This is a genomic window from Kriegella aquimaris (assembly GCF_900103215.1).
GTDB classification, from domain to species: Bacteria; Bacteroidota; Bacteroidia; order Flavobacteriales; family Flavobacteriaceae; genus Kriegella; species Kriegella aquimaris.
Genome location: NZ_FNGV01000008.1, coordinates 137,811 through 152,078, shown reverse-complemented (window position 1 = coordinate 152,078; position 14,268 = coordinate 137,811). Strand labels below are relative to the sequence as shown.

The window sequence follows — 14,268 nt, the reverse complement described above, 5'->3', positions numbered from 1 at the left end:
AAGAGATATTTCAAAATTGACCGAATTGTTCAGGACTGGGCAACAAAAGTTGGACTTCATACTCAATACGAATATTAAGGTGAAAAGGCTCGGTCTTTGAGTATTAAAGATGACGCTGGGAATGACTACCAACTTTGGATTGAAACCTTAAAATGGGGTCGAATAAAAGTTGGCACCACAAATAATAAAAGTGAAAGAAACCAGAAAATTTGGAATATGAAGTGTAGAATCTCAAATCTGACAAAAGTTTTATTTGAGGCTTATGGAATTACTGAACAATGGATTTCGAAAAGCGGGAATAGCAGAACGTTAAAATAAATTCTGGCCACAACAACGCCTAAAATTTCTTGCTGATTCCATAAACGAAAATCACGCGCAAAAAGCTATCTTTAGGTTCGGCTGTATTGTCTCTCCGACAAATCACAGCAACGAATCTTAGCCCAACCCCTAAACACCAATTTAGTATGGGAGATCAGAATATAAATATAAAATCCGACGACCAAGCGAAAATTGATTTTTTAGGTCACTTGATCGATGATCTTAAAAGTCTTGAATATATGTTCAATAATGGGATGATAGAGGATGATATCATACGCATTGGTGCCGAACAAGAATTCTGTCTGGTTAATGAACAATGGCGACCCGCCAAGAATGCGCTCGAAGTACTTAAAACTATCAATGACCCACACTTCACAACTGAATTGGCACAATATAATTTAGAAATCAATCTAGACCCTATTGAGCTTTGCAAAGATGCATTTGCCAAAGTTGAAAGTCAAATCCGGTCACTTTTGAAAAAAGCAGAAACGGCAGCAAACAATAACCATAGTAAAATTATACTGACCGGAATTCTCCCTAGTATTTCAAAACAAGAACTGGAATTCGAGTATATGACCCCCCATGAGCGTTATTATGCATTGAACGATTTACTTAAAGAAGCGAGAGGTGGAGATTTCAGGTTGCACCTTTTAGGAGTTGATGAACTTTCTATCATGCACAATTCGGTTATGTTCGAAGCGTGTAACACGAGTTTTCAAATGCACTTGCAAATAAACCCGAATGACTTTATACCCAGCTATAACTGGGCTCAGGCAATTGCCGGACCCGTTCTTGGTATAAGTGTAAATGCACCTTTGCTATTGGGCAAAGAGCTATGGAGCGAAACACGTATTGCCCTTTTTCAACAAAGTATTGACACGCGATTCGTTTCTATGGCGCAAAACGAGCAAGAAGCCAGAGTCTCCTTTGGAAATAATTGGATAACCGGAAATATAGTGGACTATTATAAAAACGAAATTTCCCATTTCAAGACGTTGCTTACTAAAGAAATTAAAAGCAGCTCGTTCGATGAATTAAAAAAAGGTAAGATTCCTAAGCTGGGCGCCCTCAATCTGCTCAATGGCACAATCTATAGATGGAACCGACCATGTTATGGTGTAGGCAATGGCAAGCCACATATCAGGATCGAGAACAGGTACATTCCATCAGGGCCCACCGTAACAGACGAAATGGCCAATTTTGCATTTTGGGTCGGACTCATGACTGGTCGGCCAGCAGAATTTGACAATCTTCCGGATGTTATGGAATTTAGGGACGCTCGATCCAATTTTATTCGCGCAGCCCGAACAGGTTCCGAATCGATTATGAACTGGGTGGGGAATGCGATTCCATTAGATGAACTTGTGCTGAATGTATTATTGCCTATTTCAAGAACCGGACTTGAAAAGATGAAGATTGACAAAACAGACATAGATAAGTACCTCGGGGTAATCAAAGACAGAATTTCCACACATACAGGTTCACAATGGATGGTAAAAAATCATCGCAACTTTAAGAAAAAACTAAAACCTGATGATGCATTGATTGCGCTTACGGCAGCCATTCATGAAAATCAGAATTCCGGAAACCCTGTCAGTGAATGGCCACCCCTCTATGACTTTACTTCTTTTACTTCTACGGCGCGTTTGGCCTGTCATATAATGACCTCTAAACTGGTAACGGCACACGCTACCGATTTAGGACTTTTGACCCTTCAATATATGAAGTGGAATAACATACACCACTTACCTGTAGTTGATACAAATGAAAAATTGGTCGGTCTTATTACCTGGCAGTATCTAAAACAATATTGGGATTTGGTTCATAATACCGATAAATTGATAAGTGCTGGTGAAATAATGGTCAAGAATGTTATCACTATTGAAACATCGACCCCAATAAAAGAAGCGGTTGAACTCATGAAGAAACACGAAATTGGCTGCTTACCTATTTTACATGATACACAACTGGTTGGCATTATAACAATTAAAGACATAATTCATTTTAATGACTAAAGTTCATAGTAAAGCACTGGGTGAAACGATTCATGTCAATCGTATTATCGGAAGAGTTGATGGCAAGACGCCAGGGCCATGCTTAATATTTTTTGGAGGTATTCATGGAAATGAGCCCGCCAGTGTTTTTGCATTGCATCAGGTAGTTCAAGAGCTAGGGCATAAACAAAAAGACCTTTCAGGTTCATTTATTGCAATAAGTGGCAACCTTTGGGCGCTTGAAAGATCGGTACGATATCATAAAGCGGACCTGAATCGATTGTGGAGCGCCCATAGAATGGAGGCACTTAAAAAGGAAGGTGTCAGTCCAAAAAACGAAGATGAAAAGCAACAACTTGAAATATTCGAATTGCTACAAGGCATTTTGGATACCGAAACAGGGCCATTTTATTTTTTTGACCTCCATACTACGTCTAGCGAAACCGTTCCATTTATAACCGTAAATGATAGCCTGATAAACAGAAAGTTCACCTCTCAGTATCCCGTTCCACTCATTCTAGGTATCGAAGAATATCTCGATGGCCCTCTTTTGAGTTACATCAATGAACTAGGTTATGTTTCATTCGGATTTGAAGCAGGACAACATGATGAACTAGTTTCGATAACAAACCATAAGATTTTCATCTACCTATCACTTGTTTTTTCGAATGCCCTAAATCAAAAAGCTATAGAATATGACCAATACCTATCAATTTGGAATTCAATCATGCCAAAGCACCCGGCATTTTATGAAATTTATAATAGATTTAATGTAAATGAAAATGAACACTTTGTTATGAAACCGGGCTTTTCGAATTTTCAATCTATTGATAGAAATGAAAATCTGGCTACAATCAATGGAAACGCCATCTATTCAAAAGAGAAGTCCATAATATTCATGCCGCTCTACCAAAATCAAGGTAGCGACGGTTATTTCTTGATAAGAAAAATACCAAAATTTTTTTTATGGCTTTCAAGTATCTTAAGAAAGTATATGATAGACCGCGTTTTTGTATTATTCCCTGGTGTAAAATGGGATTCAAAACTAAGGGATACAATGGTTGTCGACCTTCGCATAGCCAGGTTTATTTCTAAAAAGCTATTCCACCTTTTTGGATACCGAAGTAAACAAATCGACCAGCACCATTTACTCATTAAAAACAGAGAATATCGGTCAAAAAAGCAAGATTATTGTCAAGAAAAATGGTTTTAAGGAAAAGTGAGTAATATGGGCTGTACCAAATAGGGCAAATAACTCCTAAATCTAAAACATGGACATGTTTAAGAAGTCCTCCAAAAATTTTAGCTCTTAGCGAGCTAAGAATAATGAATTTGACTTTTAAAAGATGTGTCAATCAACGTAAAACGGTAAGCATCTCTAAAAAATGACCGATTTTATATAAACTAAACTATTTAGAAGTAGCAGAATAATTCTTAATTTAATCAGCAAAAATATCTTATTCAAGACTTGTAATAGATGAATGAAACAAACCCCAAGGTTGACGAATATTTTAAAGCTGCCTCAAAGTGGCGGGAAGAACTGCAACAATTAAGAACAATACTTATTGATTGTAATCTTACCGAAGAATTAAAGTGGCGAACACCCTGTTACACATTTAAGCAGCACAACATCGCCTTATTGGGTAGTTTTAAAGCCTACTTTTCACTTAGTTTCTTTAAAGGAGTTTTATTGAAAGATGTACACGGTCTGCTAGTAGCTCCTGGAGAAAACTCTCAATCTGTTCGAATGCTTAAATTCACCGATGTTCAAGAAATTGTCACAGCGGAACCGCTCATAAAAGCCTATATTTATGAGGCCATTGAAATAGAAAGGGCAGGACTCAAAGTAAATTTAAAACAAAGCACAAATCTTGTATTTCCCGAAGAATTCCAGCAGAAACTCGATGAATCTCCCACTTTGAAATCTGCTTTTGAAGCTTTAACTCCTGGTCGTCAAAGGGCATACAATCTCTTTTTTTCCGCACCCAAACAGTCTAAAACCAGAGTAGCACGGGTTGAAAAATATCGGAAACGAATTCTCGACGGAATAGGAATCAATGATTGTACGTGTGGCCAATCTAAAAAATTGCCGCAATGCGATGGTTCGCATAAATACATTTAGCAAAGCGATAAATCCGAGATATTTTAGAACCCTTTTAATATAGGTGATGCATAAGTTTACATCGATTCCTTTTTTCCTCTTTCTTGCCCTTATCGGTTTCTCAGATTTATCAGCACAGAGTGAGGTTGCGCCCGATAACATCAAATTTGTGCGGCAGGGGGTCCGCAGATTGGTATTTGACGCCGATCAAAGCATTCCGCTGGCCGTATTAAACCCCAATGAGGTCATTGAAATGTCGGTCATGTACCCCGTTCAAAATTATTTAGACGATCATGCCGAAGTAGTTTGCATTAACAATCAACTGTCGATTAAATCGAAAAAAGAGACGCAAACTTCAATATGGTTCGGAGGTTTTAACCCTTTTGCAACTTACACAATAGATTTAGCCTACTGCACGGGTGAAGGTGCTATCGGTTTTGAGTTCTCGGACGCCAAAAAGACAGCCCAGTTTTTCATTACGATTAAGTACAAGAGCGGTCAACTAGTTGATGTAAATCAAAAAGTCGTTAAAAACTCCCAGACGATTTCAAATGAATCCATCGCCACGAAAAATGGCAAACAAGGAACGGTAGGTGGTAAACTTATCCTTCAAATGTTGGGTAGCGGACTGACATTGTTTGCCCAACGTGACGGTTTGCCCACACCTATAGGACAAAGCGATTTTAATCAGCATATTGATTTACGCAAAAAGGAATATATCAATACATTTCATTCTTCTTTGTATCTGAATATTACGAATGGACAGCTACGCGTTACTAAGGTGGCATCGGCTTTGAGCAGCGGTATGGGCTTGGCCGATATACGGGCTATCACCTATGAAGACGGTGAACCTTTGCTCGACCAAGATCGGCTTTGGTACACCATGAGCATCAGGGGTCGTGCACTCCCCCATCATCTTCAAGGTGTTTTTAGCCTCGACCCTACCGTGTTCGATATCAAGTTTGAAGGTATTATTCTATTTGACCGTAATGACGGACTCCTAAGAAATGAAGTGGCGTCTCATATTTTCTTTGATCGACAAGAAGGTCTATGGCGGGGTTTGACCACCGGATTTAGTGCTCTTGCACGTCCCAAAGAAGAAGAAAAACAACTTTTGGCCGTGGAGAGCAGAAAAGACCCTCGTTTTGGGTTCTCTGTAATGAAGGCAACTCCGTTCGGCATTGTAGGCGATATTGAAGACCCGCATATTTTATTTGATACTACGGCCAACAAATGGCGCATCCTGACTTGTGAAAATCAGGAGGGTTACAAAGCTATCATGTTAGAATCGGAGTTTTGGAATAAAGGTTATCGACGAATTGCTGGTCCGGTTACGCATAATTCCACGGGTACTTCCATTCAAAAAATAGGAAATAAACGATATTGTTTTTCTGGAAGTAAAGAACGTGAAATTTACATCTATACTTATCCCGACCTTAAAGAGGCAGGTACCTTAAAAATGGATTTACCTCCATGGGACTGGAACTCGGGGACAAGGGTTTGGCCCAATGTCGTTCAATTGCCAGAAGGCTATCCCTTTCGTTATGTCGCCTTAATGATGGATAGGTTGAACTATCCGGGTTTAGAAGGTCCGAATTGGTCTTATGGTGCTTTATACCTATATCACGGTTATGATTAATTTAGGGCCCTAAGCAATGGAACATTTCAGTTCGATTGCTTTATATTCGTATATATTCAGAATTCGTATGGGCAATTTACTTCGACAAGTATTATAAGAATAGTAATTACCGAAAAAACTACACTATGAAAATAAATGACGCCTTCCATTTTGACCTTTATCAGGCAAATACCGCACGTTATAATACCATGCAATACCGTCGCTGTGGCAAAAGTGGTATTCTTTTACCGCTATTATCTTTGGGACTATGGCATAATTTCGGTCACACCGATGACTTGACCGTAGGTCGTAGTTTATTACGTTGCGCGTTCGACAACGGAATTACCCATTTTGATTTGGCCAATAATTATGGACCCCCATTTGGTGCGGCCGAAGAAAACTTTGGCCGTATTTTTCAAAAAGATTTTAAACCCTATCGCGATGAACTCATCATCTCCAGCAAAGCGGGTTGGGATATGTGGCCAGGGCCGTACGGTAATTTTGGTTCGCGCAAATATTTAATCGCTTCGGCGAATCAAAGCCTGAAACGAATGGGTTTAGAATACGTTGATATTTTCTATCATCATAGACCGGACCCCGACACTCCTTTGGAGGAAACCATGGGAGCATTGCATCATCTTGTTCAATCAGGTAAAGCGTTATATGCGGGTATTTCACAGTACCCTGCAGCATTGACCGCCAAGGCCGCCAAAATCATGAAAGATTTGGGAACACCCTTATTGATTCACCAACCCCGTTATAATATGTTTGACCGCTGGGTTGAAGACGGGTTATTGGACGAATTGGAAAAACAGGGAATGGGATCCATAGCCTTCTCGCCACTCGAACAAGGTATTCTGACCAATAAATACCTAAAAGGTATTCCAGAGGATAGTCGCGCCAGCAAAGATGGCCGCTACTTAAAGAAAGATCAAATAACTCCCGAAGTTCTCGAAAAAGTCGGCAGCCTTAACAAAGTGGCCGAAAAACGGGGGCAGAGTCTGGCTCAAATGGCCATCGCATGGCTACTCAAAGACCACCGTATTTCAACGGTACTTATAGGCGTTAGCCGTGAAGCTCAATTGCTCGATAACTTAAAAGCCCTTGACAATATAGATTTCAGTGAAGCGGAGCTCAAAGAGATAAAAGAGATATTGGGATAATAAAAATACTGGATGTCCATTTTATTTAAAACAAGAGTTCTATTTGTATTAAGCTTACTATGCATTGCGCCATTAGTTAAAGGTCAATCGAGCGATTTTACGACGGAGACCGAGATGCTTTTGAACCGTCTAAATTTGGAAAATGCAGGGCTACATGTAGTGTCTAAACAAGATAACCTTGAAGCGACAGGGAAAGAACTCTTGAAATACTACAAGAAAAGAAGCTTTGTAAAACACCCCGTTACGGAAGGTTCCTCAGATATTAATATTTCCGAAAAGGATAAAAAATGGGCAAACGATGCCCTTAAGCATGTATTTGTTGGGCAACCGGCATACCCCTCTCATTTTTGTGGTGATGATATCGACTGGAATTCCAGACCCGTGCCCGATAACGAATGGGTATGGCAACTCAATCGCATGTATTTTTGGAATGCCATGGGAAAGGTCTACGCCAAAACGAGCGATGAGCGCTTTGCCAAAGAATGGTGTGCCCAACTAGTCGACTGGACAAACAAAAATCCGCGAGACGAGGCTCATAAATACGCATGGCGCTCCATCGAAGCAGGTATTCGGGGCCGCAGTTGGACGGGCCTATTCCATCAATTTATCAAATCGGAACATTTTACCCCAGAGGTATTGGTGGCATTTATGAACAGCTGCTATGAACATGCTGAATTCTTGATGACGACCTATAGTTCGGGCAGTAATTGGGCGCTGATGGAAGCGGAAGGCATGGCCTTTATTGCATTTACCTTTCCTGAATTTAAAAATTCGCAGAAATGGAAATCCGAAGCAATTCTTCGACTCAACAAAGAAATGAGCCTACAGGTAAATGCCGACGGACACCAGCGGGAACTAGCCATGGGCTACCACATAGGCAGTATCGGATGGTTTTATAGAACCTATGAATTGGCCAAATTAAATGGTCTGGAAAGTGCATTTCCTGCATCGTTTATCAACAGTCTAGAGAAAATGTGCGAAGTCCCTATGAAATTAGGGCTTCCCGATGGAACAAATGCGCAGTTCGGCGATGCTTGGGCAGGGGAGCCTATGCAATATTCGGAGAAATTCAAAGATTGGTCTGATCGTTTTAACCGTAAGGATTTTCTTTTTCTCGCAACAGGTGGCACACAGGGAACAGCACCAGAACAAAAGGCCTATGCTTTGGAAGAAAGCGGGTTGTATTCGCTGAGAAGCGGGTGGAACAAGAATGCCGTGAGTATGGTATTAAAATGTGGTCCGAATGGGGGCGGACATTGCCAGCCTGATAACGGAACCTTTACCCTGTATGCCGGTGGACGAACACTGATGCCCGATTCGGGAAGTTACATTTACAGTGGTAATCCCGAGGGCCGCAAATGGTTCAGACAGACCAAATCACACCAAACACTTACCCTAAATGGGGAAAACACACAGTACGATCCGAAATTGCTCCTCTGGCAACCAGGCGAAGACCTTGACATCTTAGTTGTTGAAAATGCCGGCTATGATCAGCTCACGCATCGACGCTCCGTATTTTTTGTAGACAAAAGATATTTTGTCATTGTTGACGAAGCCATAGGAAAAGCCACCGGCGATATTGATTTGCATTTTCAACTCGCTCCCGGTAACGCTGTATTCGACCACAACCGTTTTTCCGTTAATTCTGATTTTAAGGAAGGTTGGAATGTACTCGTGCGTACACAAAAACAAAAGGGGCTGGAACTATCGGAGGAAGAAGGCTGGGTATCGTTTGAATACACCAAAAAAGAACCCAGGCCGGCCTTTCGCTATCGATTAAAAAAGACAAGCGCACAGCAGCCAGTGCACTTTACAACCTTAGTAACACCTTACGAAAAAGAAATACCCGATATCAAAGTAAAACTTGATACCCTTTCAAAAGTAAGTCATGACCACCTTCAAATTACCGTAACAGAAAACGGTAAAAAACGAATTGTAAAATACAATTTGTAAAATATTTCGCAGGCAAGGTAATCAAATATTGGAGGGAGTAATCGATAAACTAAACCCACTTTAATAAGCAGATTAAATGTTACTAGGCCCTATTATTGAAAACAATTTGGCGCAACTATAGGGATGAATTCGCATCTATTGGACAATAGTCTAAGAAACGAATTTATGAAAAACAATATTTTTATAATTACATTACTATTAGTCAGCAGTTTAATATCTTCTTGCTCCTCGGATGACGATTTAGTTTATCAAAGTGAATTTGAAAATAGCGAGAAGGCTTGGATAGATTTTAGAAACGCATCAAATAATTCATATAAATATGTAGTTCTTAATGGTTCCCTTTTAACTACTTATGGATGGCAAACTACCATAACTGTTTCTAACGGGGTAATTATTGAACGAGATTTCAGATACACATCTGGTGCAGAAGATTTTATTCCTGTGGACCAATTGGAATGGACTGAGGATAAAAATAATATTAATAGTTCAGAACACGAATTTACAAGCGCCTCCCCTGCATTGACCCTTGATGAAATCTATGAAAAGGCCAAACAGGAATGGCTAATAAAAAGAAATGATGCAACGACATACTTCGAGACAAAAAACAATGGGTTAATCTCTACTTCCGGCTATGTTAAGAAAGGTTGTATGGACGATTGCTTTATCGGAATTACAGTTAGTAGTATAACGGCGCTATAAAAATTGACTTTACTTCAATATCCGAGACGGAAGCCTTTGCTGTGCATGCCAAACTAAAGTCGAAGGTAAAAGAGGCCTGCCCTAGCGGGAAACCATAGGAAGGAAGGTTAACTGTTTAATCTTAACTCCCCGACACCCGACTAAAGCATCGGCACCCACCCCTCTTGGCACAAAGAGTGAAGCCCTTTAATTGAACCTTTATCAAAAAATTGAACCAAGTGGCTCCTTCCTTTTTCAAAGGGAGGTGTCCCGCCCGAGCGGGACGGATGATTTAAAAGCTCAAAACACCAATAGTCCAAACTAAATCTTTCCTTCCTATATAAACAGCAAGTCCAAAATTCCATTGGGTTTTATTATCTTTCAAGAGTGGTTGGAAATTTTGACTATTTCGTACCACCAATGTAACAAAGTACACAAACCAACATCAAAAAAATGAAACGTAACCTTTATGCTTTCCTAGTATCAGCAATCCTTTTTTCTTTTTATGGCAGCGCCCAACCCCGACAAGAACTGGTCGAGGTCATTGTAACTCCCAACCATACCGACTGGACCTATGATATTGGTGATCAGGCAGAATTTTCAATTTCGGTATACAAGCACAACGTGCCTTTAGATGGTATTGAAGTCAATTATAGCATTCAACCTGACCCAGGATATCGATCTATTGCAATTTTAGACGAAGGAACCCGTAAACTCAAAAATCATACAACTAAAATAAAAACCAAAAAATTCAATGAAGCCGGCTTTCTTCGATGTACCGTTTCCGTAAAAGTAGATGGAAAAGAATATTCATCGTACACCACTATTGGCTTTGAACCTGACAAAATCAAACCTACCACAACATTGCCCAAAGATTTTGAGGCCTTTTGGAACGAGGGTAAGGAAAAATTGGCAAAAGTACCCATGAATCCGGTATTGACCTTAATGCCCGAACGCTGTACCGACAAGGTCGATGTCTACCATGTGAAATTGGACAATGTAAAAGGCAAAATTTATGGTATACTGGCAAAGCCCAAGGCGGCAGGAAAATATCCGGCCATATTACATGTGCCCGGTGCAGGCATACGCGCTTACTATGGTGATGTTGGGGAAGCTGCGGAAGGTTTTATCTCTTTCACAATTGGTATCCATGGTATTCCTGTTAATCTTGACCAAAGCGTATATGACGATTTAAGGGCAGGACCTTTAAACAACTACCAAGCATTTAATTTAGATGATAAAGAAAACGCCTATTACCGCCGTGTCTATCTTGGTTGTGTCAGAGCCGTTGATTTTATCGAAAGTGTCGACGGTTTTAATGGGGAAGACATTGCCGTAACCGGAGGTAGCCAAGGAGGTGCACTTTCGATTGTAACAGCCGGACTCGATGATCGCATCGATTATTTGGCGGCGTTTTATCCCGCGCTCTCAGATATGACGGGATTTCTACACGGCCGCGCCGGTGGTTGGCCACAGATTTTTGTCGATGAGTTTACCAACAAAACCGAGAAAATCGAAAATTCAAAATATTTCGATGTGGTGAATTTCGCGCGATTTGTTAAAGTACCGGGCTGGTACAGTTGGGGCTATAACGACAATGTCTGTCCGCCAGCATCTACCTATTCTGCATATAATGTGTTGCCTGGCAAAAAAGAATTACATCTCTTTCAAAAAACCCAACATTGGACATACCCCGAACAGCAAGAACTTAAAAACGAATGGCTGTTCACCAAACTAAGGGAATAATGCAGATTAAAAAATAAGCTGCCAATCTCATAAGGACTAATTAATGAGCGAAAAAATAAACCTTAGGGAAGCCATGTCCATTGGTATTGGCGGCATGGTAGGCGGTGGTATTTTCGCAGTACTTGGTCTCGCGGTTTCCTTGGCCCAAGGTGGTACCCCCGTAGCATTTTTATTCGCCGGGCTTTTGGCTTTGATTACTTCCTATAGCTATGTGAAATTATCACTCGCCTACCCAGATCGGGGCGGCACCGTCAAATTCATTAATCAAGGTTTTGGCAAAACGGTGTTCAGTGGTGGACTCAATAATGTGCTCTGGGTCAGCTACATCATTATGCTAGGGCTCTACGCTTCGGCCTTTGGCTCGTATGCTCCGAATTTATTTGAATTGACTGCCGATAAGACTTTAGACAGCCACCTTTATTCAAGTGCGATAATCGTTTTGGCAACAGCTATCAACTACTACAGCATCAAGGTGGTGGGGGAGATAGAATCGTATGCCGTAATCATAAAACTGATTATCCTTCTTTCGTTTGTGCTGGTCGGAATATACGGATTGACAGACAACCCGAACCTCGCTCAGTTATCCTTTGAAAATTGGGAAAGCCCCATAAACCTATTGACAGGTGGTATGGTCATTTTCGTGGCCTATGAAGGGTTTGAACTAATTGCCAATTCTGCACCTGATATTGAAGACCCAAAAAAGAACATCCCCAGAGCCTATTATTACTCCGTCATTTTCGTTATTTTTTTGTACATCATAATTGCTGTTGTCACAGTGGGCTCCTTGCCATTTAAAGAAATCGCAACCGCCGAAGACTACGTCTTGGCCGAGGCCGCCAAACCCATGTTGGGTCAAATCGGATTTTCCATCATCACCGTTGCCGCCTTGATATCGACTTTTTCTGCCATAAATGCCTCGTTGTATGGTGGTAGCAGAGTCAGTTATGAGATTGCCGAAGATGACGAATTGCCACATGAACTGACCAATATGTTATGGAATCAGCCAATAGGTTTGTTCATTACTGCGGTACTCACAATACTATTGGTCAACACCCTTCACCTTGAAAGTATTTCAACGGCCGGAAGCATTGGTTTTTTATTGATTTTTGCCATGGTGAATTATTCAGGTTTTAAGTTATCGAACAAAATCAATGCAAACAAAACAATTCCTTTGGCTGGCTTCACCTTATGCCTATTGGCAACTATAATTTTGATTATTCAGCAATATTCTGACAACAAAATCGGGGTAATCGTTGCAATTTCAATTATCTTGATATGCTTTTTGATCGAACTGATTTATAAAAAGATGGAAAGCCATAAACTAGGCGCCTAGGAAGCCAACACTATTTTCTTCGGAAATGAGCCGGAATCACTTAAATATTACATCATGCAAAGCAAATCTTTTTACGTATTCGCAGTACTATTGCTACTTTTTGGTAGTTGTAAGGAAGATAAGCCTTCCCCCTATACCGAAAACGGCATTCTCAATGAAGTGGTCAAAATTAGAATTGATTCTACCCTAAAGAAATTTGTCGATTCAGGAAATATTGCCGGAGTTTCGGCATTGATTTTTGAAAAAGACAAAGAAGTCTATTACAATGCCTTCGGATTTGCCGATCAGAATGCCCAACAACCTATGGGCCGCAATACGATCGTACAAATTTATTCCATGACAAAACCTATTACAGGAACGGCCCTAATGACCTTATATGATGCCGGAAAGTTTGAGCTTGACGACCCCGTATCGAAATACGCACCAGAGTTTGCAGATATCAAAGTCTATGCGGGGGAAGATACACAAGGGCAACCTATTCTTGAAACACCACATCGCCCAATGACCATTCGGGACCTTACGCGTCATACCGCCGGTTTCGGAAGAAACAGCGATATTCCAGGGCTGGGTAAGCTAATCTCTGAGGCCGATGCTTTAAATCGTGAGAACACTTTGGTACAAATGGCCGAAAAAATGGGAAATACCCCACTTTATTTTCATCCTGGTGAACGTTGGGAATATGGCCCATGTGTCGACGTACAGGCTTTTTTAGTCGAACGTATTTCTGGGCAGACTTATGCCGACTACGTCAGGGAGCACGTTTTAACTCCGCTTGAAATGAACGAGACCCGGTACTTCGTTCCTGAAGAAGATAGAGACCGTTTTTCAGCGATGTACCTACGGAAGGGAGAAGGCAATCTAATGCAGTTGCCCGACGAACAATCAAAATCAGATTACTTGAACCATTGGCCTCTGACACGTGGTGGTTCTGGTTTGACTTCAACCCTCGATAACTATATGCGTTTTGCCCGTATGCTGGTGCACAAAGGCTCTTTAGATTCCGTCACCATTCTCAAACCGGAAACGGTCGAATTGATGGCGACCAACCAACTGGCCGACAGCGTGAAGGAACGTTCTTTTTTACCCAGTAAGGGCCAGGTAGGTTTTGGAATCGATTTTGCGGTGCGATTGAAGCCTCCCGTATCCGCAGAAGAAAATAACGGTGTAGTCGGTGAGTTCTTTTGGGATGGTGCCGCAAGCACCCTTTTTTGGGTCGACCCTGTGAATGAACTTACCGCTGTGTTATTTGTTCAGTTGTTTCCTTATGACCAGATAGGACTTCATAAAGGTTTCAGAGATGCCGTTTACGGTAATTTTGAAACAGGCAATTAGAACTATATCTAATATCTTGACTCTATTTTACA

The 14,268-nt window shown here is 40.9% G+C and carries 10 protein-coding genes; all 10 read left to right on the top strand.

Annotated features, from left to right (window positions below; translation table 11 throughout):
* The first annotated feature begins 464 nt into the window (after positions 1–464).
* The 10 genes from BLS33_RS15895 (at position 465) to BLS33_RS15850 (ending at position 14,236) form a co-directional block, all read left to right on the top strand.
* The gene (locus tag BLS33_RS15895) at positions 465–2,333 is read left to right on the top strand and encodes a glutamate-cysteine ligase family protein (RefSeq protein WP_089891575.1); all 1,869 of its coding nucleotides are present in this window, start codon (positions 465–467) and stop codon (positions 2,331–2,333) included.
* The gene (locus BLS33_RS15890; RefSeq protein WP_089891572.1) at positions 2,326–3,525 is read left to right on the top strand and encodes a succinylglutamate desuccinylase/aspartoacylase family protein; all 1,200 of its coding nucleotides are present in this window, start codon (positions 2,326–2,328) and stop codon (positions 3,523–3,525) included. Before BLS33_RS15895 ends, BLS33_RS15890 begins: the two co-directional genes overlap by 8 nt.
* Before the next feature lie 264 nt (positions 3,526–3,789).
* Positions 3,790–4,434: a DUF1801 domain-containing protein gene (locus BLS33_RS15885; protein WP_089891569.1), complete on the top strand. Its 645-nt coding sequence runs from the start codon at positions 3,790–3,792 to the stop codon at positions 4,432–4,434.
* Between the two features lie 46 nt (positions 4,435–4,480).
* Complete coding sequence (locus BLS33_RS15880; protein WP_089891566.1) at positions 4,481–6,052, top strand: hypothetical protein; 1,572 nt, start codon at positions 4,481–4,483, stop codon at positions 6,050–6,052.
* A 125-nt stretch (positions 6,053–6,177) separates the two neighbouring features.
* Complete coding sequence (mgrA, locus tag BLS33_RS15875) at positions 6,178–7,194, top strand: L-glyceraldehyde 3-phosphate reductase (protein ID WP_089891896.1); 1,017 nt, start codon at positions 6,178–6,180, stop codon at positions 7,192–7,194.
* 12 nt (positions 7,195–7,206) lie between these two features.
* Entirely contained in the window at positions 7,207–9,147 is a 1,941-nt protein-coding gene (locus tag BLS33_RS15870; RefSeq protein WP_089891562.1) for an alginate lyase family protein, read from the top strand.
* Between the two features lie 165 nt (positions 9,148–9,312).
* The gene (locus BLS33_RS15865) at positions 9,313–9,846 is read left to right on the top strand and encodes a hypothetical protein (RefSeq protein WP_089891892.1); all 534 of its coding nucleotides are present in this window, start codon (positions 9,313–9,315) and stop codon (positions 9,844–9,846) included.
* A 432-nt stretch (positions 9,847–10,278) separates the two neighbouring features.
* The gene (locus BLS33_RS15860; protein ID WP_089891559.1) at positions 10,279–11,571 is read left to right on the top strand and encodes an acetylxylan esterase; all 1,293 of its coding nucleotides are present in this window, start codon (positions 10,279–10,281) and stop codon (positions 11,569–11,571) included.
* 43 nt (positions 11,572–11,614) lie between these two features.
* Complete coding sequence (locus BLS33_RS15855; protein ID WP_089891554.1) at positions 11,615–12,904, top strand: APC family permease; 1,290 nt, start codon at positions 11,615–11,617, stop codon at positions 12,902–12,904.
* A gap of 54 nt (positions 12,905–12,958) precedes the next feature.
* Positions 12,959–14,236 (top strand): serine hydrolase domain-containing protein, encoded by a 1,278-nt coding sequence (locus tag BLS33_RS15850; protein ID WP_089891550.1) that lies wholly within the window; start codon positions 12,959–12,961, stop codon positions 14,234–14,236.
* Positions 14,237–14,268: the final 32 nt, after the last annotated feature.